Below are 19,099 nucleotides of genomic sequence, written 5' to 3'. Positions count from 1 at the left end.
CCTTGCACGTCCAGGAGTGGCTCGGCACGATCCCGCCGGTCAGCGTCTACCTGCTGGTGGGCTTTGTGATCGGCCTGGAGAGCCTGGGCATCCCGCTGCCGGGCGAGATCATCCTCGTCAGCTCGGCCCTGCTTGCCTCCCAGGGGCACGTGGACCCGTGGGTGGTCGGCGTCTGTGCGTCGGCGGGGGCGATCGTGGGCGACTCGATCGGCTACGCCATCGGCCGGCGCGGCGGGCGGCCGATGCTGGACCGGCTGGGGCGGCGCTTCCCCAAGCACTTCTCGCCGGCGCACATCGCGACCGCCGAGGCGTCGTTCACGCGCTGGGGCATGTGGGCGGTGTTCTTCGGGCGCTTCGTGGCGCTGCTGCGGATCTTCGCCGGCCCGCTGTCGGGCGTGCTGAAGATGCCGTACTGGAAGTTCCTGGTCGCCAACGTCCTCGGCGGCATCGTGTGGGCGGGCGGCACCACGGCCGTCATCTACTACGTGGGCATCGTCGCCGAGCCGTGGCTCAAGCGCTTCTCCTGGATCGGCCTGGCGGCAGCGGTGCTGATCGGCCTCGGCTCGTTCCTCGTCGTGCGGCGCCGGGCCAAGGCCGCGGCGAAGGCCCACGAGGCCGCGCCGGAGGCGGACGCCGTGGCGGCCGCCGCCGACTGAGCGGCCGGTCCCGGGGCGGTCAGTCCCGGGCGAAGGCGGCCCGGTGGGCGTCGGCGAGCCGTACGTAGTGCTCGGCGTTGATCCGGACCATCTCGCGCTCCTCGGTGGTCAGCTCACGGCGCACCTTCGCCGGTACGCCCGCCACCAGCGACCCCGGGGGCACCCGCATGCCCTGGGGGACGAGCGCGCCCGCCGCGACGAGCGAGCCGGTGCCGATGTGGGCGCCGTTGAGGACCGTGGCGCCCATGCCGACCAGCACGTCGTCCTCGACGACGCAGCCGTGCAGCACCGCGTTGTGGCCCACCGTGACGCCCGCGCCGATCACCGCGGGGAACCCGGGGTCGGCGTGCACCGTGGAGTTGTCCTGGACGTTGCTGCCCTCGCCGACGCTGATCGACTCGCAGTCGCCGCGCAGCACCGTGTGGTACCAGACGCTCGCGCCGGCGGCCAGCGTCACGTCGCCCAGCACCACCGAGGTCGGCGCGGTGAAGGCGGCGGGGTCCAGGTGGGGCCTACGCCCGGCGACGTCCGCGATCAAGGCTCTCTCCGTCATGGGGATCACCGTAGTCCGGTGATTGCGCCCCTCGCGTGGCGGGTAGCGCGTACTGCGTGCTGAAGTTCTCCGACGAAGTGATCATCGCGCTGGAAACCGGTGCCCCGGTCGTCGCCCTCGAGTCGACGATCATCTCCCACGGCCTGCCCCGTCCCCGCAACCACGAGGTGGCGCTGGAACTGGAGGCCGCCGTGCGCGAGGCCGGTGCCGTCCCCGCGACGATCGCGGTGCTGGACGGCGTGCCGTGCATCGGGCTCGACGGGAAGGGCCTGGAGCGCATCGCAGCCGACGAGGGGATGCGCAAGCTCGGCCACCGCGACCTGCCCGTCGCGGTCGCCACCGGCGCCAGCGGCGCCACCACCGTCTCCGCCACGGCCTTCCTCGCCGCCCGCGCCGGGCTGCGCGTCTTCGCGACCGGCGGACTGGGCGGGGTGCACCGGGGCTGGACCGAGGAGCAGGACGAATCCGCCGACCTGAGGCTGCTCGCGGGCACCCGGATCACCGTCGTGTGCGCCGGGGTGAAGTCGATCCTCGACGTGCCCGCCACCCTGCAGCGCCTGGAGACCCTCGGCGTCACCATCGTGGGCTACGGGACGAGCGAGTTCCCCGGCTTCTACCTCAGCGGCTCCGGGCAGCCCGTGGACTGGACGGTCGGCACGCCCGACGAGGCCGCCTGCGTCATGGCCGCCCAGGACGACCTCGACGGGCCGCCGTCCGCCGTGATCCTCGCCAACCCCGTGCCGGAGCACGAGCAACTCGACCCGGCCCTGCACGACCGCGTGCTGGCGCAGGCGCTGGCGGCCGCCGAACGCGAGGGCGTCACGGGGCAGGCCGTCACGCCGTTCCTCCTCGGTCACCTCGTCGAGCACACCGGCGGGGCCAGCCTGGAGGCGAACCTCGCCGCCGTACGCGGCAACGTCCGCCTCGCCGCGCAGGTCGCCGTCGCCTGGACGGAACGCGGCGCACATCACATCTGATCGCCCGGCCGCGCCCCGGCGCCCTCGGTACGGTGAGCGGGTGCCGAAAAACGAGAACCTGTTCTCCTCCGCGGCGGCCTGGCGCCGCCGGGCCGTCTCGCGTCTGGTGCACCGCGGCTGGCGGTGGGTCCAGGACGCGGGTGCCGTCTCCGCCGAGCGCCCCGGCCCGCTGCGCTTCGGCCGGATCGGCGCGGGCACCCGGCTGGCGTTCCCGCAGGGGACGGTCTTCGGCGAGCGGTGGATCCACCTCGGCGAGTGCTGCATCATCGGCGAACAGGTCACGCTGACGGCCGGGATGATGCCCGGCCTCGACCTCGGCCCCGATCCCGTCGTCCGGCTCGGCAACGGCGTCGTCCTCGGCCGCGGCAGCCACGTCATCGCCTCCCGGCCGGTCGTGTTCGGCGACGACGTCTACTGCGGGCCGTACGTCTACGTGACGAGCGACAACCACTCCTACGACGACCCGCACGAGCCCATCGGCCGCCAGTGGCCGCGCTCGGCGCCCGTCGAGATCGGCTCGGGGAGCTGGCTCGGCGCGGGCGCGGTGGTCCTGCCGGGGGCGCGGATCGGGCGGAACGTCGTCGTCGCGGCAGGGGCGATCGTGCGGGGCGAGGTCCCCGACCACTCGGTGGTGGCGGGTGCGCCGGCCCGGGTCGTCCGGCGCTGGACGCCCGAGCGGGGGTGGGAGCCGCCGCTGCGGACGCCCGCCCCGCGTCCCGTTCCCGCCGGGGCGACCCATCAGCAGCTGGCCGCGCTCGCGGGGCTGGAGCCCGAACTCCTCGCGGGGCTCGAGGAGAAGCTCGCCTCCGAGGCCTGACCGGCCGGGCGTGCGCGGCGCCTCTTGCCGAAACGGCACGGAACGTTGCCTCCACCGGCGGCCGGAGTGATCGTGCCGCCATGGACGAGAACATGAGGGGCATCGGCGGGAACGGCATCGAGGCACCGGGCGGCGTGTGGGACGTGGTGGTCGTCGGCGGAGGCGCCGCCGGACTGTCCGGCGCGCTGACCCTGGCACGGGTACGGCGGTCGGTGCTGGTGATCGACGGGGGCGAGCCCCGCAACGCCCCCGCCGCCGCGGCACACGGACTGCTGGGACGCGACGGCATCGCCCCCCTGGAACTGCTGCGGAGGGGGCGGGAGGAGGTCGCATCCTACGGCGGCCGCGTCGTCGCCGGCAGCGTCACGGCGATCCACCGCGACGGTGGCCGCTTCGTGGTCGAGTGCGCGGACGGACGGCGGACGGCGGCCCGGCGGGTCCTGGTGACCTCGGGCCTGGTCGACGAGCTGCCGGACGTACCCGGGCTGGCGCAGCGGTGGGGCAGGGACGTGGTGCACTGCGTGTTCTGCCACGGCTGGGAGGTCCGGGACACCGCGGTCGGGGTGCTTGGCAGCTTCCATCAGGCCCTGCTGTTCCGGCAGTTGTCCGAGGACGTGACGCTGTTCCTGCACTCCGGCACGGATCTGACGGGTGATCAGTGGGAACAGCTCGCCGGGCTGCGCGTCGGTGTCGTCGAGGGCGCCGTGACCGGCCTGGAGACCGATGACGCGGACCGGCTGGCGGGGGTGCGCCTCGCCTCCGGGCAGGTGGTGCCCGTCCGTGTGCTCGCGGTCGCCCCGCGCTTCACGGCCCGGGCGTCCTTCCTCGGCGGTCTCGGCCTGGCCGTGCGGGAGCATCCGGCGGGCTTCGGGGAGCAACTCGGGGTGGACGCCTGCGGCTTCACCGGCGTCGACGGCGTGTGGGCCGCGGGGAACGTCAGCGACCTGATGGCGGGCGTTCCGGCTGCTGCGGCGGCCGGGACGACCGCGGCCGCGGCCATCGTCATGGACCTGCTGACGGACGACGCCCGCGCGGCCGCCCGGCCCCGCCGGCCCGCCGGCACCGAGGTTTTCGGCGGGCGGATGGAGGCGGAGGTCACGCGGCGCGTGCTCGGTGCGCGCCGGCACGGCCTGGACCCGCTGCCGGGGGCGTGACCCCTGTCGCCCCCGTCCCCCCGTCGCCCCGTCGCCCCCGGCCTCAGGCGGTGCGGGCCCGCAGATGGGCCCGCTCGCCCTGCCGCCCGAACAGGACGAGCAGTTCGACGGGGTCCTCGCCGTCGGGGCCGAGCCGGTGCGGGACGTGGGTGTCGAACTCGGCGGCCTCGCCGGCCTTCAGCACCACACGCCGGTCGCCGAGGAGCAGCAGCAGGCGTCCGGCCAGGACGTAGACCCACTCGAAGCCCTCATGGGTCTTCAACTCGGGCTCCGTGCCCGGGTGCGGCGGGATCAGCAGCTTGTGCGCCTGGATCCCGCCCGGTCGGCTCAGCGGCACGTACGTCAGGCCGTCGCGGGTGACCGGCCGGAGGTGGATGCGGGGATCGCCGGTGCGGGGCGCGCCGACGAGTTCGTCGAGCGGCACCGCGTGGACCTCCGCCAGGGTCAGCAGCAGCTCCAGGGTCGGCTTGCGGCCCCCGCCCTCGAGGCGGGACAGGGTGCTCTCGTTGATGCCCGTCCGCCCGGCCAGCTCGGCCAGGGTCATGCCGCGGCGGCGCCGCAGCTCCCGCAGCCGGGGCCCGACGGCGTCCAGCACCTCTTTCCTCGTGACGTCCACACCCCCAGGTTGCCGAAACGGCATGGGTTATTGCAAGTGCGGCAAGTGGCGGGCGGGCGGTACGCCGTCAGCCCGCCGCCAGCAGGACCGATCCCGCCAGGGCGAGGCCGGCGCCGGCCGCCTGGACGGGGCGGAGCCGCTCCCCGAGGACGCCCCGGGCCGCGAGGGCGGTGACGACGGGGTAGAGGGAGGCCAGCACGGCCGCCACCGCGACGGGGCCGTGGTGCGCCGCCACGGCGTAGGAACCGTTGGCCGCCACGTCCGCGAGGCCCACGAAGGACAGCGCGGGCAGGCTGCGCCACACCGTGGGCAGGCCGCCCTCGGGGAGCGACGGCGCGCCCCGCCGCACGGAGACCGCGAGGGCCGCCCCGCCCACGGCGACGTTGCAGACGCGCTGGACGAACAGCGCCAGGAAGAGCCCGGTCACGGTGTGGGACGCCTCCGCCACGAGCGACATGACCGCGCCGAAGCCGAAGGCCGCGACCAAGGTCATGACCACCGCCCGCCGCTGTACGGGCGCCCCGCGCAGCTCGGGCCCGCCGGCCAGGACGATGCCCACGACGGCCACCGCGATGCCCGCGTACTGCACGGTCCCGGGGCGTTCGCCGAGCAGCAGCCCCACGCTCACCGGGACCGCCACCCCCACCGTGGCCAGCGGCGAGACGACGCCCATGGGGCCGAGGGCGAGCGCGCGGTAGAAGCAGAGCATGGCGACCGGGCCGATCAGGCCCGCGGCCACGGCGAACCACAGGCGCGGGGAGGCCTCGCTCCAGCCGCCCGTCGCGACGACGACCGCGCCCAGCACGACGGCGGCCACGCCCTGGGACACGACGACCACGGTGAGCGCCGGGAAACGGCGGGTGAGGAGGCCGCCGCCGAAGTCGGCGAGACCCCACAACAGGCTGGTGGCCAGGGCGAAGACCGCGGTCATGGGGCTCCATCGCAGTACAGTACGGTGAACAGTGCAGTACACCCCACAGTAGTGCAGTGAAGTGAACTCCAGCATTCATCATATTGGACGGTACGGTGCCGGACCTCGACCTGATCGCCCAGTCGCTCGCGCGCAACGTCAAGCGCCTGCGCCTGGAGCGGGGCTACAGCCTCGACGCGCTCGCCGCCCGCGCCGGCGTCAGCCGCGGCATGCTGATCCAGATCGAGCAGGCGCGCACCAACCCGAGCCTGGGCACCATCGTCCGCATCGGGGACGCGCTCGGCGCGAGCCTGGTGAACCTGCTGGACTACGCGGACGGGCCCAAGGTGCGGCTGGTCCCCGCCGACCAGGCCGTCGAGCTGTGGAGCACCCCCGCAGGCAGCCGCGGTCTGTTGCTGGCCGGCGGGCAGGCGCCGGGCCCGCTGGAGATGTGGGCCTGGCGGATCATGCCGGGCGAGGGCCACGACTCGGACGCGCACCCGCCGGGCACCGTCGAACTGATCCGGGTGGACAAGGGCGAGCTCACCCTCGTCGTCGACGGGCAGGAGCACCGCGTGCCCGCCGGGACGACCGCGAGCTTCGAGGCCGCGGCACCGCACGGCTACCGCAACCGGGGCACCGAGGTGACGGAGATGACGCTGGCCATCTCCGTCCCCGCCCCCCAGTGAGACGGCGCCGCCAACTCCCGGGATTTGTTAGCGTTCCGGACATGCGCGCACCCATCGGCACCTTCACCGACGTCCACCCCGCCGTGGAGAAGCTCGACCTGCTTCCGGCCCCCGTCGCGGCCGCACTGACCGCCTGGAGCGGGCAGGTGCCCGTCGAGGAGCTGCTGCTGGTCGACACCGACCCCGAGAAGGCCGACACCGCGGTCTTCACCGAGACGTACGGGGTCGCCCTGGAGCAGTCCGCGAACTGCGTGGTCGTCGCGGGCAAGCGCGGCGGGGAGGTGACGCTCGCCGCCTGCGTCGTCCTCGCCACCACGCGGGCCGACGTGAACGGCCTCGTGCGGCGTCATCTCGGCGTCCGCAAGGCCTCGTTCGCGCCGATGGACACCGCCGTGGGCGAGAGCGGCATGGAGTACGGCGGCATCACCCCGATCGGGCTGCCCGCCACCTGGCCGCTGCTGGTGGACGCGGCGGTCGCGGACACCCCGTACGTGATCATCGGCAGCGGCCGCCGGCGCGGCAAACTGCTCGTGCCCGGCAAGGCGCTGGCCTCGCTGCCCGGCGTGGAACTGCTGGAAGGGCTGGGACTCCCCGCGTGACGGATCTGCTGGACCGCCTGGAGCGCTACTACGACGCCGTGCCCCGCGCGGGCGCCCGCGCCGAGGAGCACGGCCCGCTCACCCTCTTCGTGCGCGAGGGCGTCGGCTGGCCCTTCTACGCCCGCCCGACGCCCGGCGCCGACGGCACCGTCGGCCGGGCCGACGTCGACCGGGTCCGGGCCCGCCAGCGCGAGCTGGGCGTGCCCGAGTGCTTCGAGTGGGTCGCGGAGACCACCCCCGGCCTCCGGGAGGCGGCGCAGGCGTCCGGCCTGGCCGTGCACGAGCACCCGCTGATGGTGCTGGATCCGCGCGTCCCGTCCCCGCCGCCGGAACTCCCCGCGGACGTCGGCGTACGGCTGCTCCGGCCCGGCGACCCCGCGCTGCCCAGCGCGCTCACCGTCCCGCACCTGGCCTTCGCGCAGCCCGGCACCGCCGTCGGCACCGCCGGGCGGGCGGAACTCGCCGCCGCGCTCCCGCTGCACGCCGCCCCGGGACTCGTCGCGACCGCGGAAGCCCGCCTGCGGGCCGGGCTCACCGTCCACGCCGCGGCCGTCGAGGACGGCACCGCGCTGTGCGCGGGCCAGTACAACCCCGTCGGCGAGGTCTGCGAGATCGTCGGCGTGGGCACCCTGCCCAGCGCCCGCCGCCGCGGCCTGGCCCTCGCGGTCACCGGCGCGCTCGTCGCCGAGGCCCGTGCGCAAGGGCTGACCACCGTGTTCCTGTCGGCGGGCGACGATGCCGTCGCCCGGATCTACGGCCGGCTCGGATTCCGCCGGGTCGGCACGGCCCTCATCGCGGAGCCGTCCGCCCCCTGACCGGCCGCCGCGACAGGTCCAGCGACAGCGGGATCGAGTGCTCGGCGAACCCCAGGCTGCGGTACAGCGGTTCCGCCTCCGGGGTCGCGTGCAGTTCGACGCGGGTCACGCCCTGCTCCGTGAACCACGCGAGCAGGGCCTGCGTCGTCGCCCGCGCGTACCCCAGGCCGCGGTAGCGGGTGTCGGTGCAGACGTTGAAGACGAAGCCGAACCGGCCCGCCGGGTGCCCCGGCGCGGGCAGCCGCTCCTCGACCCGGCCCACCGCGCACGCCGCCAGGTGCGGCCCGTCCGCGACCGCGGGCTCGCCGTCCACCACGAACGCCCCCAGCCACCGCGCGCCGCCCCCGCCGAGCTGCTCGCGCGCCCGCTCCCGCGCGGCCGCCTCCCAGGGACCGGGCTCGTCCCGCCCGCTCATGGCCAGGAACATCAGCCGCCGCAGCCGTACCAGCTCGGCGGCGTCATCGGGTCGGGCAGGGCGTACGGGACCGGGCATGCGCGCACGCTACAACGCGGCTAGCCGAGCCGGGGGATCTCGATCGCGGGGCAGCGGTCCATGACCATGAGCGGACCCGCGGCCCGGGTGCGCTCGTACGCGTCCTCGTCGATCACGCCGAGCTGGTACCAGACCGCCTTCGCGCCGATCGCGACGGCCTCGTCCGCGACGGCCCCGGCCAGGTCGGAGTTGACGAAGACGTCCACCACGTCGACCGGGAACGGGATGTCGGCCAGCGAGGCGTAACCCTGCTCACCGTGCACGGTCTCGGCCTTCGGGTGCACCGGCACCACGCGCTTGCCGTACCGCTGCAGCACCGCGGCGACGCCGTACGCCGCCCGCGAGGCGTTGTTGGACAGCCCCACCACGGCCCAGGTGTCCCCGAGGCCGGTCAGGATCTTGCGAACCGTCGCGTCGTCTCCGTACACGTCGTCCTCCCTCGAATCCGGTCCGCAGCAGTCAACCAGAGGACGCACCTGACTGTTCCCGTAGGGTGGCGGGGTGGTGGAGCGGTATCTGACGATCGGGCGCGAGCACGTCCACGAGAGCGAGATCAAGCGCTCGCGGTTCCTGTGCGCACTGGCGCCGGCCCCCAGTGAGGAGGCGGCGCAGGAGTTCATCGCCCGTGTCCGCAAGGAGCACGCCGGGGCGACCCACAACTGCTACGCGTACGTGATCGGCGCCGAGGGCCGGATCCACAAGGCGAGCGACGACGGCGAGCCGGGCGGCACCGCAGGCACCCCGATGCTGCAGGTGCTGCTGCGCCGCGAGGTCCGCGACGTCGTCGCCGTCGTCACCCGCTACTACGGCGGCATCCAGCTCGGCGCGGGGGGTCTGGTCCGCGCCTACGGGGGCGCCGTGTCGGCGGCGCTCGACGAGCTCGGCACGGTCGAGCGGCAGAAGCTCGCGCTGGTCACCGTCGTCGCCGATCACCAACGGGCCGGGCGCATCGAGAACGACCTGCGTGCCGCCGGCCGCACCGTGCGAGGGGTCGCCTACGGCGCGGCGGAGGTGCGCATCGAGCTGGGCGTGCCGGAGGAGGAACTGGCGGCCTTCCGGAGCTGGCTCGCCGACGCCTCCGCCGGGACCGCGGGCGTCGAGGTGTCGGGCAGCGCCTTCGTGGACGTGTAGCGGGCCCGTGCCCGCGGGGAGGTCACTCGGCGTTGACGTAGGTGACCTTGCCCTTGACGGTGGCCTCGATGAAGCAGGTGCGGTAGTCGTCGACCCGGTAGTAGTACAGGGACGGCTTGTCGCTGATGATGTCGGGCCTGACGATCGCGTAGCTGAGGGTCGGGTGCTCGACCTTGCAGTCCTTGTCGGCGCGGCCCATCAGGGCCGTGAGCGCGTCCCAGCTGACGGTCTTCAGGTCGACGACGGTGTCGTCGGGATCGATGGTGCCCTTGCTGCCCCACTCCGACACCGCGCCGTCCCGGTACATGTAGCCGTCGTACACGCCGGTGTCCGACTTCTTCGGTGCCTTGAAGATCGCGTAGTCCTCGTAGACGGTCAGTTCGACCACCTTGGTGCCGCCCGAGACCGACTTCACGACGTCCGTCATCGAGCGGCCCCCGGCCACCGAGAGCAGCTTCTCGGGCGCCGCCGTGCTGGGGGCGCCGGGGCCGGAGGAGTGCGTGGCCTTGGGGGTCCCCGTGCCGCCGCCCTTCTCCCTCGCGTCGGCGGCTCCGCCGTGGAGCCCCGGGACGAGGGTGTACAGCAGGACGCCCGCGACGCCCACGGCCACGACGGCGCCGGAGGCGGCCACGACCCGGCCGGCACGGCCGCCGCGCCGGGCCGCGGGGATCGGGGTGGGGCGGGTCGGCGGCTGCGGGGGGTGGTACGGGTGGGGAGCCATCGGCTGGTACGAGGCCGGGGCGGGCCCGAAACCGGGGGGCGCCGCGTCCACGGGCGCGGGAGCGGGCGGCGTGCCGCGCTCGACGTCGGAGAGCATCCGGTCGAGCCGGTCGGCGTCGGGCCGGGCGGCGGCGTCCCGCACGAGCAGGGCGGTGAGTACGGGGGCGAGCGGCCCCGACCGCACCGGGGGCGGCAGGGGCTCGTCGAGGACGGCGACGAGCGTGGCGATGCTGGTCTCGCGGCGCAGCGGGTGGACGCCCTCCACCGCGACGTACAGCAGCATGCCGAGCGACCACAGGTCGGAGGCGGGGTTGCCCTCCTCGCCGCGGATGCGCTCGGGGGCGATGTACTCGGGCGAGCCGATGAGGCCGCCGGTGGTCGTCAGCCGTGTCGAGTCGCGGAGCGTGGCGATGCCGAAGTCGGTGAGCACCGGTGTCATGTCGGGCCGCAGCAGCACGTTCGCGGGCTTCACGTCGCGGTGGTGGACCCCGACCGCGTGCGCGGCGCGCAGCCCCGCGAGTACCCCGCGGCCGACCGTGGCCGCCTCCGGCGGGGTCAGCGGGCCGCGGGCCAGCCGGTCCTGCAGGGAGCCGCCGGTCACCAGCTCCATCACGAGCCACGGGTGGGGGAGGTCCGTCCTGTCCACGATGTGGTGGATCGTGGCGACATTGGGGTGGTGCACCCGGGCCAGCGCGCGGGCCTCGCGCAGCACGCGCTCCCGCAGTTTCGCCGCCGCCTCGGGGTCGGTCTCGGCCAAGTCCGGGTCGGGCGGCCGTACTTCCTTCAGGGCGACCTCGCGGTGCAGGGCGGTGTCGCGGGCCCGCCAGACCAGGCCCATGCCGCCGCCGCCCAGTCGTTCCAGCAGCTCGAAGCGGCCGTCGATCAGTCGTCTGCCGGAGTCGCTCGCCGTCATGGCGGTTATCGTACGGGCGGGCGGGGACACGGCTTGACCGGCCTTGCCCGAATTCGGACTCCCGCGGCGCGCTGACAGTGGTGCCGGATAGCCTGCTCTCGGAGCCTACGGGACCGGTGGGGACACCGGGGCCCGTGCGGAGTATGCGGAACGTGAGCCGGAGGAACGGAACATGCGGGCGGGAGAGCCACGGTGAGGTTGCTGCACACCTCCGACTGGCATCTGGGGCGGTCCTTCCACCGGGTCGGACTGCTCGACGCCCAGGCGGCGTTCATCGACCACCTGGTGGCCACGGTGCGGGCGGAGCGCGTGGACGCCGTCCTCGTCGCCGGCGACGTCTACGACCGGGCGCTGCCCTCGCTGCCCGCCGTCGAGCTCTTCGACGACGCGCTGCACCGGCTCGCCGCCCTCGGCGTGCCCACGGTGATGATCTCCGGCAACCACGACTCGGCCCGCCGGCTCGGCGTGGCGTCCGGGCTCATCGACCGCGCCGGGATCCACCTGCGGACCGACCCGGCCGGGTGCGCGACGCCGGTCGTGCTCGCCGACGCGCACGGGCCGGTCGCCCTGTACGGGCTGCCCTACCTCGAACCGGCCCTGGTGCGCGAGGAGTTCACCCTCGACCGGGCAGGCCACACCGAGGTGCTGAGCGCCGCCATGGCGCGGGTCCGCGCCGACCTGGCCGCACGCCCCGCGGGCACCCGCTCGGTCGTGCTGGCGCACGCCTTCGTCGCGGGCGGCGCGCCCAGCGACAGCGAGCGGGACATCACCGTCGGCGGTGTGGCGGCCGTGCCCGCGGGCGTCTTCGACGGCGTCGACTACGTGGCCCTCGGCCACCTCCACGGCTGCCAGACGATCACCGACCGTGTCCGCTACTCCGGCTCCCCGCTGGCGTACTCCTTCTCCGAGGCCGACCACCGCAAGAGCATGTGGCTGGTCGACCTCGGCGCCGACGGCTCCGTGGCCGCCGAGCGGGTCGACTGCCCCGTGCCCCGGCCGCTCGCCCGGATCCGCGGCCCCCTGGCGGACCTGCTGGAGGACCCGGCGCACGAACGGCACGAGGACTCCTGGGTCGAGGCCACCCTCACCGACCCCCACCGCCCGCACGAGCCCATGGCCCGCCTGCGCAAACGCTTCCCCCACGCCCTCGCGCTGGCCTTCGAGCCCGAACGCACGGACGCCGACCCCCACGCCTCGTACGCGCAGCGCCTGCGCGGCCGCACCGACCGGCAGATCGCCGAGGACTTCGTGACCCACGTCCGCGGCACCGGGCCCGACACCGCGGAGCGGGGTGTCCTGCGGGACGCGTTCGACGCGGTCCGCAGTGATGCCGTACGGGCGGAGGCCGACTGATGCGCCTGCACCGTCCGACCCTGACCGCCTTCGGGCCGTTCGCCGGCGGCCGCACCGTCGGCCATCGGGGGGGCCGCCGGCCGTACGGTGGTCGTGCCGCTGCCGTGCTCGCCGCCACCGCCGCTGGCCGGCGCGCCGCGCGGCGCGGCACCGGGCCCGACACCGCGGAGCGGGGTGTCCTGCGGGACGCGTTCGACGCGGTCCGTAGCGATGCGGTGCGGGCGGAGGCCGACTGATGCGCCTGCACCGTCCGACCTTCACGGCCCTCGGGGCGTTCGCTGTCAGCCGCGCGGTCGGCGTTCGGTGGGGCGATGGGCCGTGCGGCGATCACGCCGCCGTCGTGCTCGGCCGCACCGTGGGTGGTGGGCGGCCGGGAACCGAGCCGGGCACCGGGCCCGACACCGCGGAGCGGGGTGTCCTGCGGGACGCGTTCGACGCGGTCCGTAGCGATGCCGTAGGGGCGGAGACCGACTGATGCGCCTGCACCGTCTGACCCTGACCGCCTTCGGGCCGTTCGCCGGCAGCCACACCGTGGACTTCGACGAGCTGTCCTCGGCCGGGCTGTTCCTGCTGCACGGTGCGACCGGCGCCGGCAAGACCTCCGTGCTCGACGGGGTGTGCTTCGCCCTGTACGGCGGGGTCCCCGGCAGCCGGCAGGGCAACCGGCTGCGCAGCGACCACGCCGGGGAGGACACGCCCACCGAGGTGGTGCTCGACCTGACCGTGGGCGGACGGCGGCTGGAGATCACCCGGCGCCCCGAGCAGCCGCGCCCCAAGAAGCGCGGCACCGGCTACACGATGGAGAAGGCCGTCACCCTGCTGCGCGAGCACACGGCGGGGGAGTGGCGGGCGCTCAGCAAGTCCCACCAGGAGGCCGGCGAGGAGCTGAAGCATCTCATCGGCATGAGCCGGGAGCAGTTCTGCCAGGTCGTGCTGCTGCCCCAGGGCGAGTTCGCGACCTTCCTGCGGGCCACCGCCACCGACCGGGCAGCCCTGCTCGGCAAGCTCTTCGACACCGGCCGTTTCAAGGCCGTCGAGGAGTGGCTGCGGGCCCGGCGGCGGGCCGCCGAGCAGCGGGTCGCCGCCGGGGACGACGAGTTGCAGCGGCTCGCCGAGCGCATGGGCCAGGCCGCCGGTGACGACCCGGAGGCCCTGGCCGGGCCGCTGCCGGAGGGTGTCGTGGCCGGCGACCCGGAACTGGCCCCGCACATCCTGCGCTGGGCGGCCGTGCTGGCCACCACCGCTCACGAACGCGTCGACGTCGCCGACCTCGCCGTGACCGCCGCCGAGGGCGGGCACGAGCGGGCCCAGCGCGAGGCCGAGGCGGTACGCGAACTCGCCGTCCGGCAGCGCCGGCACGCCGCGGCCGAGCGCCGCGCCCGCGACATGGCCGGCGAGCGCGAGACCCACGCCCGCGAACAGCGGCTGCTGGAGACGGCGGAGCGGGCCGCGACCGTGGTGCCCGCCCTGGATCTGCGCGAGCGGGCCGCCGCCCGGCAGGCCCGTGCGGCCGTCGAGGAACGCACCGCCCGTGCGGGCCTGCCCGCCGAGCAGTACGAGGCGGGCGCCGAACAGCTCGCGGAGTACGAGAACCGGCTCCGCGAGGAGCTGGGCGGCCTCGCCGACGCCGGCCGGGCCGAGCAGCGCGCCGCCGAACTGGCCCACGACCGCGGGCGCGTGGAGCGCGAGGCCGCCGAGGACGAGCGGCTGATCGCCGACACGGCCGCCTGGCTGGACGGCTGGGAGGCCGCACGCCTCGGCCACGAACGCGCCGTCGACACCGCCCAGTCCGCCGCCACCCGCGCCGCCGAACTCTCCGGCGCCCTCGACCGGGCCCGCCGCCGCCTCGACGCCGCCCGCGAACGCGACACCCACGCCACCGCGCTGCTCGCCGCGCAGGACCGGCTGCGTGCCGCACGCGACGCCGCCGCCGACGCCCGCGACCACTGGCAGGACGTGCGCGAGGCCCGCATCAATGGCATCGCCGCCGAACTGGCCGCGCAGCTCAGCCCCGGTGAGGGCTGTCTGGTCTGCGGCGCCACCGAGCACCCGCACCCCGCCCGCCCCACCGGCCGCCAGGTGGGCCGCGCGGACGAGGAGGCCGCGCAGGAGGCCCAGCAGCGGGCCGCCGCCACCCGGGACACCGCGCAGGACCAGGTCGTACGCCTCACCGCGGCCCACGACGCGGCCCTCGCCGCCGCGGGACCGGAGCCGCAGCCCGAACTCGCCGCCGCGCACGCCGCGTTGGAAGAGGAGTACCGGGCCGCCGCGCGGGCCGCCGCGCGGGCCCCCGAGGCGCGCCAGGCGCTCGACCGGGCCCTCGCGGAACACGCCCGCCGCTCCTCGGACCGCAACGAGGCCGAGAACCGGCTCGCCTCCCTCACCACCCGCCGGGAGCTCCTCGACCAGGAGGACACCGAGCTCACCGCCCGGCTGGCGCGGGCCCGCGGCCCGTACGCCACCGTCGCCGAGCGCCGCGCCCGGCTCGCGGCGGACGCCGAGCGCGCCGCCACCGCGGCCCGGGCGGCCCGCGCCGGGCAGGACGGCGCCCGCGGGCTGAAGGAGGCGGACTCCGACCTGGCCGACGCCGCCTACAAGGCCGGTTTCCCCACGCCCGAGGCGGCGGCCGCCGCCGTACAGCCGGAGACGGAACTGCGGCGGCTGCGGCAACGGGCGGAGGAGTGGCGCCGCGAGGAGGCCGCGGTCACCGCCGAACTCACCGCCCTGGAGCTGGCCGAGGCCGCCGCGCTGCCCCCGGCCGACCCCGACGCGGCCCGGCGGGCCGTCGAGACCGCCACCGTACGGCTGCGCGGGGCCGCCGCCCGACAGTCCGCCGCGCACGCGACCCGCGACGCCCTCGACCGGCTGCGGGCCGAGGCGCTGCGCGGTACCAGGGCGCTCGCCCCGGCCCGCGAGGAGTACGCGCGGCTGCGACGCCTGGCGGACCTGGCCACCGGCGCCGGCGAGAACACGCTGCGCATGGAGCTGGAGACCTATGTGCTCGCCGCCCGGCTGGAACAGGTCGCTGCCGCGGCCAGCGTCCGGCTGCACCGGATGTCCTCCGGGCGCTACACCCTCGTCCACACCGACGCCCGTGCCTCACGCAACGTCAAGTCGGGCCTGGGGCTGATGGTCGTGGACTCCTGGACGGGCACCGAGCGCGACACCGCCACGCTCTCCGGCGGCGAGACCTTCTTCGCCTCCCTCGCCCTCGCCCTCGGGCTCGCGGACGTCGTCACGGACGAGTCGGGCGGCGCCCGCCTCGACACGCTCTTCGTCGACGAGGGCTTCGGCAGCCTCGACGAGCAGACCCTGGACGAGGTGCTGGACGTCCTCGACGGCCTGCGCGAACGGGACCGCGCCGTCGGCATCGTCAGCCACGTGGCCGAGCTCCGGCAGCGCGTCCCCGCCCAGTTGCAGGTGGTCAAGGGGCAGCGGGGCTCAGCCCTCCGCCACCGCACGACGGGCGAGCGGTGACGAGTAGACGACGCTCGTCGTCACCGAGCCGAGGCCCGAGACACGGCCGGTGATCTCCTCCAGGTGGCGCATCGAGCGGGCGGTGACCTTCATGATGAAGCAGTCGTCGCCCGTCACATGGTGGGCCTCCAGGATCTCCGGGGTCGACTCCAGCAGATCGTGGAACGGCTTGTAGTTGCCGTGCGGGTAGCGCAGCCGGACGAACGCCATGATCGGGCGGCCGATCCGCTCCAGGTCCACGACGGCCGTGTACGCCGTGATCACCCCCGCCTCCTCCAGCCGCCGGACCCGCTCGGTCACCGCGCTCGGTGACATCGACACGGCACGCGCCAGTTCGGCGTAGCTGGCCCGGCCGTCGCGCTGCAGGGCGTCCAGGATGCGCCAGTCGGTGGCGTCGAGGGAATCCACGGTCATGCACCCTGAGTACCAGTGGTTTCCCCGGTCGGGCAAGACGGACGCCGGGGAACGACCCTTCAGACGGGCGTCGGCGGCTCGTAGATTTGCCGCCATGACGACACAGACCGCTGCCCCCGCCTACGCCCCCGCCTCCGCTCCGGCCGACAACCCCGTGCTGCGCCTCCCGCCCGCCGCTCCGGCCGACGCCGCCGCGTACTTCGCCGCGAGCCTCGCCTTCCACGCCGACGTGTCCGACGTCGCGGCCGCCCTCGCCACGGCGGCGGAGAGCGGCACCGGACCCGGCTTCGTCGTCGTCGACTCCCGCTCCACCCAGGCCTGGGAGCAGGGCCACGTCCCCGGCGCCGTCCACCTGCCCACCGCGGACGTCCCCTGGCTCGCCGCGGCCTACCTCGACCGCGACGTGCCCGTCGTCGTGTACTGCTGGGGGCCCGGCTGCAACGGCGCCACCCGCGCCGCGCACGCCCTGGCGAGCCTCGGCTACCGGGTCAAGGAGATGCTCGGCGGCATGGAGTACTGGATCCGCGAGGGCTTCGCCCACGAGACGGCCGACGGCACCTTCCGGCGCCCGGCCGACCCGCTGACCGCGCCCGTGGGCGGCGACGACTGCGGCTGCTGAGGCCGCCGCGCGGCGGCCTCAGCGGACGACGGAGACGGCCGAGCGCAGGAACCGGCGGTCCCGCGGCCCCCGTCCGGCGAGCGGCGCCGCGGCCCGCAGGACGACGTCCAGCGCGGCGTCGGCCTCGCAGGCGTAGTGCCCGCTCGCCCAGGCCGCGTTGGCCTCGACCACCGCCCAGCCGTCCGCGGTCCTGCCGACGTCGACCACGACCGCGCCGGGCAGTTCCGGCACGCCGGGTGCGAACAGCCGTGCGGCGAAGTCCCGCACCTCACCGGCCGCCGGGTCGCCGTCCAGGGGAGCCACGTCCAGGTCGCCGCGGGTCGCGTAGCGGCTGCCCGTGACGACCTCGCCGTCCAGCAGGAACAGCCGGTATTCGACGGCGAACGCCACGATGTCGCTCACCAGCACGGGGGTGTCGTCGTCCACCGCGTCCGGACCGGGCAGGCCGCTGCCGTCGGGGTACACACGGGCCGGGAAGCTCTTGTCGTTCGGCGGCTTCACGAAGGCGGGCCGGCGCAGCCCGCGGGCCTGCGCCAGGGTGGTGAACTCGATCCGCCGCCTCACGAGTTCGAACGGCAGCCGGGCCAGCCAGTCCTCGTCGGCCTCCAGCAGCCCCAGGCCCAGGTCCGCCGCCACCGCGTCCGCGAAGAGCGGCCCCGCGTACAGCGACGGGCCCACGGCGTCGAGCGCGTCCTGCGGCACCCGCCACGTGGGGAGGGTACGCGTCGCCATGCCGCGCCGGTGGGCGGCCGCGGCGAGCGCGTGGCCGGTGGCGGTCACGCGCGGCGAGAGGAAGAGGGTCCGGGACGGGTGCACGGTGTTCACGGTCACCGATGGTGGCGCATCCGGCGGGTGACGCGACAGCGCATTACGCCGTCACACCACCCCGGCCGGCCGCAGCTCGTACGCCCACTGGGCGTCCCGGTCCGCGACCCGCCCGAAACCGGCCCGCTCCAGCACCCGTTGCGAGGCGCGGTTGCCCGGATCGGTGGTCGCCAGCACGGTGCGCACCTCGGCACGGCTCAGCGCCCACCGGGACAGCACCAGTACGGCGTCCGTCGCCCAGCCCACGCCGCGCGCGGACTCCGACAGGTCGTAGCCGATCTCCACCAGGCCGTCGACGGCGGAGGGCGGGCCGTGGAAGCCGATGCCGCCGAGCGCGAGGCCGTCGTCCGTCCGCTGGATCACGAACAGCCCCCACCCCGGGGCGTACACCGCTGCGGCCGCCGCGATCGTCATCATCCCGGCCGCGATGATCGTGCCCTCGCCCGGCCCGCCGTCGATCCACTCCAGCCCGGCCGGCTTGCCGTCGGCCAGCTGCGCTGCTTCCTCCGGCAGTTGCTCCCTCAGCACCACCCGCCCGTGCGTCAGCACCAGGCGGCCGTCTTCCCGCGCAGCATTCGGAATCATCCGCGTGACACCCCCATGCGACTCACCCTATCCACCCCCGCCGCTCCCCGCGGGCGGGTCCCCGCGCGGGGGCGGGCATCGCGGGCAGGCACCGGGCGGCGGAGTGCCCCGCGGGAAATCCGCGGGCTTCCGACGGTCCGGCGTGGCACGATCGGTGCCGCTCAGGGGAGGGATGGGCATGGGGCTCGACTACACCTACGAGATCGTCCTGCCGGCCGGGAACGTCGCCGCCGCGCTGGCGGAGCTGGTGAAGCTGGCGCCGCCGGCCTCGCGCGTGCCGCCGCTGACGGTCACCCTGCCCGGCGGTGAGGGCGTCGTCGTCCCGTTCACGTCCCATTTCCGGAGCGAGCCGGTGGATTGCTCCGGGAGCGGCACGCTGGAGCTCGACACCTCGATCATGTTCGGGGTGGACGACGCCGTACGCGCGTTCCTGGAGACCCGCGACCCCGAGCCCGACGCGCTCGGGAGGGTCCCGATCGGCTACGTCTACCTGACGGTCCGGTTCGCGCCCGCGCTCCACCCCCACTACGCGACGCTGGAGTTCACGGCGGCGACCACCGGGATGAGCCTGATGTTCGAGCGGTCCGCGAGCGTCCGGTCGGTGTTCACCGGCCTCACGGCCGCAGCCGGGGGAGTGTGCTGCCTGCTCGACACCGAGACCGGCATCCACCGGATGGACTGGCTGAACGGCCGGCCGGTCCGGGAGAGCGTCCCCGGCCCCCGCTTCGCCGACTACCGGGCGCTCGTGGCGGCCTGGCCCGACCCGGAGCGGTAGGCGTCGGT

The 19,099-nt window shown here is 75.3% G+C and carries 22 protein-coding genes; 13 read left to right on the top strand and 9 right to left on the bottom strand.

Annotation, left to right across the window (positions count from 1 at the left end):
- Positions 1 to 2: 2 nt before the first annotated feature.
- The gene (locus AC1VWI_RS09015; RefSeq protein WP_499510432.1) at positions 3 to 656 is read left to right on the top strand and encodes a DedA family protein; all 654 of its coding nucleotides are present in this window, start codon (positions 3 to 5) and stop codon (positions 654 to 656) included.
- Between the two features lie 19 nt (positions 657 to 675).
- On the opposite strand, the gene AC1VWI_RS09010 is transcribed toward AC1VWI_RS09015, so the two are convergent.
- Positions 676 to 1,209, bottom strand: a complete 534-nt coding sequence (locus tag AC1VWI_RS09010; RefSeq protein WP_499510431.1) for a gamma carbonic anhydrase family protein — start codon at positions 1,207 to 1,209, stop codon at positions 676 to 678.
- A 56-nt stretch (positions 1,210 to 1,265) separates the two neighbouring features.
- On the opposite strand from AC1VWI_RS09010, the gene AC1VWI_RS09005 reads away from it, so the two are divergent.
- From AC1VWI_RS09005 to AC1VWI_RS08995, 3 genes are all read left to right on the top strand, one after another.
- A complete protein-coding gene (locus AC1VWI_RS09005) occupies positions 1,266 to 2,186 on the top strand; it encodes a pseudouridine-5'-phosphate glycosidase (protein ID WP_499510430.1) in 921 nt (306 codons plus the stop codon).
- Between the two features lie 40 nt (positions 2,187 to 2,226).
- Positions 2,227 to 3,003 carry an acyltransferase gene (locus AC1VWI_RS09000; RefSeq protein ID WP_499510429.1) on the top strand — a complete coding sequence of 259 codons (777 nt, stop codon included), beginning with the start codon at positions 2,227 to 2,229 and terminating at the stop codon, positions 3,001 to 3,003.
- Between the two features lie 80 nt (positions 3,004 to 3,083).
- The gene (locus AC1VWI_RS08995; protein ID WP_499510428.1) at positions 3,084 to 4,157 is read left to right on the top strand and encodes an NAD(P)/FAD-dependent oxidoreductase; all 1,074 of its coding nucleotides are present in this window, start codon (positions 3,084 to 3,086) and stop codon (positions 4,155 to 4,157) included.
- Positions 4,158 to 4,200: 43 nt separating this feature from the next.
- On the opposite strand, the gene AC1VWI_RS08990 is transcribed toward AC1VWI_RS08995, so the two are convergent.
- Positions 4,201 to 4,773 carry a helix-turn-helix domain-containing protein gene (locus AC1VWI_RS08990; protein WP_499510427.1) on the bottom strand — a complete coding sequence of 191 codons (573 nt, stop codon included), beginning with the start codon at positions 4,771 to 4,773 and terminating at the stop codon, positions 4,201 to 4,203.
- Positions 4,774 to 4,840: 67 nt separating this feature from the next.
- On the bottom strand, positions 4,841 to 5,704 hold the full coding sequence (locus tag AC1VWI_RS08985) for an EamA family transporter (RefSeq protein WP_499510426.1): 864 nt from the start codon (positions 5,702 to 5,704) through the stop codon (positions 4,841 to 4,843).
- Positions 5,705 to 5,799: 95 nt separating this feature from the next.
- Between AC1VWI_RS08985 and AC1VWI_RS08980 the strand changes: the two genes are divergently transcribed.
- Genes AC1VWI_RS08980 through AC1VWI_RS08970 form a run of 3 tightly spaced genes read left to right on the top strand, consistent with a single transcriptional unit; the run spans position 5,800 to position 7,786 of the window.
- The gene (locus AC1VWI_RS08980; protein ID WP_499516750.1) at positions 5,800 to 6,372 is read left to right on the top strand and encodes a helix-turn-helix domain-containing protein; all 573 of its coding nucleotides are present in this window, start codon (positions 5,800 to 5,802) and stop codon (positions 6,370 to 6,372) included.
- Between the two features lie 41 nt (positions 6,373 to 6,413).
- Positions 6,414 to 6,971, top strand: coding sequence for a YbaK/EbsC family protein (locus AC1VWI_RS08975; protein WP_499510425.1), 558 nt, complete (start codon positions 6,414 to 6,416; stop codon positions 6,969 to 6,971).
- Positions 6,968 to 7,786, top strand: a complete 819-nt coding sequence (locus AC1VWI_RS08970) for a GNAT family N-acetyltransferase (RefSeq protein ID WP_499510424.1) — start codon at positions 6,968 to 6,970, stop codon at positions 7,784 to 7,786. The genes AC1VWI_RS08975 and AC1VWI_RS08970 overlap by 4 nt, the downstream gene beginning before the upstream one ends.
- On the opposite strand, the gene AC1VWI_RS08965 is transcribed toward AC1VWI_RS08970, so the two are convergent.
- Both AC1VWI_RS08965 and AC1VWI_RS08960 read right to left on the bottom strand, forming a co-directional pair.
- Positions 7,761 to 8,279 (bottom strand): GNAT family N-acetyltransferase, encoded by a 519-nt coding sequence (locus AC1VWI_RS08965; protein WP_499510423.1) that lies wholly within the window; start codon positions 8,277 to 8,279, stop codon positions 7,761 to 7,763. The genes AC1VWI_RS08970 and AC1VWI_RS08965 overlap by 26 nt on opposite strands.
- Positions 8,280 to 8,299: 20 nt before the next feature.
- Complete coding sequence (locus AC1VWI_RS08960; RefSeq protein ID WP_499510422.1) at positions 8,300 to 8,707, bottom strand: CoA-binding protein; 408 nt, start codon at positions 8,705 to 8,707, stop codon at positions 8,300 to 8,302.
- Between the two features lie 73 nt (positions 8,708 to 8,780).
- On the opposite strand from AC1VWI_RS08960, the gene AC1VWI_RS08955 reads away from it, so the two are divergent.
- Entirely contained in the window at positions 8,781 to 9,410 is a 630-nt protein-coding gene (locus AC1VWI_RS08955; RefSeq protein WP_499510421.1) for a YigZ family protein, read from the top strand.
- A gap of 22 nt (positions 9,411 to 9,432) precedes the next feature.
- Here AC1VWI_RS08955 and AC1VWI_RS08950 read toward each other — a convergent pair whose 3' ends face one another.
- Complete coding sequence (locus AC1VWI_RS08950) at positions 9,433 to 11,043, bottom strand: serine/threonine-protein kinase (protein ID WP_499510420.1); 1,611 nt, start codon at positions 11,041 to 11,043, stop codon at positions 9,433 to 9,435.
- A gap of 192 nt (positions 11,044 to 11,235) precedes the next feature.
- Between AC1VWI_RS08950 and AC1VWI_RS08945 the strand changes: the two genes are divergently transcribed.
- The 3 genes from AC1VWI_RS08945 (at position 11,236) to AC1VWI_RS08935 (ending at position 15,873) form a co-directional block, all read left to right on the top strand.
- A complete protein-coding gene (locus tag AC1VWI_RS08945; protein ID WP_499510419.1) occupies positions 11,236 to 12,396 on the top strand; it encodes an exonuclease SbcCD subunit D in 1,161 nt (386 codons plus the stop codon).
- Positions 12,396 to 12,632 carry a hypothetical protein gene (locus tag AC1VWI_RS08940; RefSeq protein ID WP_499510418.1) on the top strand — a complete coding sequence of 79 codons (237 nt, stop codon included), beginning with the start codon at positions 12,396 to 12,398 and terminating at the stop codon, positions 12,630 to 12,632. Before AC1VWI_RS08945 ends, AC1VWI_RS08940 begins: the two co-directional genes overlap by 1 nt.
- A gap of 238 nt (positions 12,633 to 12,870) precedes the next feature.
- Positions 12,871 to 15,873 (top strand): AAA family ATPase, encoded by a 3,003-nt coding sequence (locus AC1VWI_RS08935; protein WP_499510417.1) that lies wholly within the window; start codon positions 12,871 to 12,873, stop codon positions 15,871 to 15,873.
- Here the strand turns inward: AC1VWI_RS08935 and AC1VWI_RS08930 are convergent.
- On the bottom strand, positions 15,838 to 16,287 hold the full coding sequence (locus AC1VWI_RS08930) for an Lrp/AsnC family transcriptional regulator (RefSeq protein WP_499510416.1): 450 nt from the start codon (positions 16,285 to 16,287) through the stop codon (positions 15,838 to 15,840). The genes AC1VWI_RS08935 and AC1VWI_RS08930 overlap by 36 nt on opposite strands.
- Positions 16,288 to 16,381: 94 nt before the next feature.
- Between AC1VWI_RS08930 and AC1VWI_RS08925 the strand changes: the two genes are divergently transcribed.
- Positions 16,382 to 16,906 carry a rhodanese-like domain-containing protein gene (locus AC1VWI_RS08925; protein WP_499510415.1) on the top strand — a complete coding sequence of 175 codons (525 nt, stop codon included), beginning with the start codon at positions 16,382 to 16,384 and terminating at the stop codon, positions 16,904 to 16,906.
- An 18-nt stretch (positions 16,907 to 16,924) separates the two neighbouring features.
- On the opposite strand, the gene AC1VWI_RS08920 is transcribed toward AC1VWI_RS08925, so the two are convergent.
- Positions 16,925 to 17,731 (bottom strand): ATP-grasp domain-containing protein, encoded by an 807-nt coding sequence (locus AC1VWI_RS08920; RefSeq protein ID WP_499510414.1) that lies wholly within the window; start codon positions 17,729 to 17,731, stop codon positions 16,925 to 16,927.
- 51 nt (positions 17,732 to 17,782) lie between these two features.
- A complete protein-coding gene (locus AC1VWI_RS08915) occupies positions 17,783 to 18,316 on the bottom strand; it encodes a GNAT family N-acetyltransferase (protein WP_499510413.1) in 534 nt (177 codons plus the stop codon).
- A 178-nt stretch (positions 18,317 to 18,494) separates the two neighbouring features.
- Between AC1VWI_RS08915 and AC1VWI_RS08910 the strand changes: the two genes are divergently transcribed.
- On the top strand, positions 18,495 to 19,091 hold the full coding sequence (locus AC1VWI_RS08910) for a hypothetical protein (protein WP_499510412.1): 597 nt from the start codon (positions 18,495 to 18,497) through the stop codon (positions 19,089 to 19,091).
- The last annotated feature ends 8 nt before the right edge of the window (positions 19,092 to 19,099 follow it).

It is taken from the genome of Streptomyces sp. TOM-9 (assembly GCF_056858595.1).
This window is presented reverse-complemented; position numbering and strand designations above follow the sequence as displayed.

Coding starts and splice junctions, on each gene's coding strand:
- AC1VWI_RS08975 (WP_499510425.1), top strand. CDS start 6,414: ATGCGCGCACCCATCGGCACCTTCACCGACGTCCACCCCGCCGTGGAG.
- AC1VWI_RS08930 (WP_499510416.1), bottom strand. CDS start 16,287: ATGACCGTGGATTCCCTCGACGCCACCGACTGGCGCATCCTGGACGCC.
- AC1VWI_RS08965 (WP_499510423.1), bottom strand. CDS start 8,279: ATGCCCGGTCCCGTACGCCCTGCCCGACCCGATGACGCCGCCGAGCTG.
- AC1VWI_RS08935 (WP_499510417.1), top strand. CDS start 12,871: ATGCGCCTGCACCGTCTGACCCTGACCGCCTTCGGGCCGTTCGCCGGC.
- AC1VWI_RS09010 (WP_499510431.1), bottom strand. CDS start 1,209: ATGACGGAGAGAGCCTTGATCGCGGACGTCGCCGGGCGTAGGCCCCAC.
- AC1VWI_RS08950 (WP_499510420.1), bottom strand. CDS start 11,043: ATGACGGCGAGCGACTCCGGCAGACGACTGATCGACGGCCGCTTCGAG.
- AC1VWI_RS08940 (WP_499510418.1), top strand. CDS start 12,396: ATGCGCCTGCACCGTCCGACCCTGACCGCCTTCGGGCCGTTCGCCGGC.
- AC1VWI_RS08925 (WP_499510415.1), top strand. CDS start 16,382: ATGACGACACAGACCGCTGCCCCCGCCTACGCCCCCGCCTCCGCTCCG.
- AC1VWI_RS08915 (WP_499510413.1), bottom strand. CDS start 18,316: ATGATTCCGAATGCTGCGCGGGAAGACGGCCGCCTGGTGCTGACGCAC.
- AC1VWI_RS08985 (WP_499510426.1), bottom strand. CDS start 5,704: ATGACCGCGGTCTTCGCCCTGGCCACCAGCCTGTTGTGGGGTCTCGCC.
- AC1VWI_RS08995 (WP_499510428.1), top strand. CDS start 3,084: ATGGACGAGAACATGAGGGGCATCGGCGGGAACGGCATCGAGGCACCG.
- AC1VWI_RS08910 (WP_499510412.1), top strand. CDS start 18,495: ATGGGGCTCGACTACACCTACGAGATCGTCCTGCCGGCCGGGAACGTC.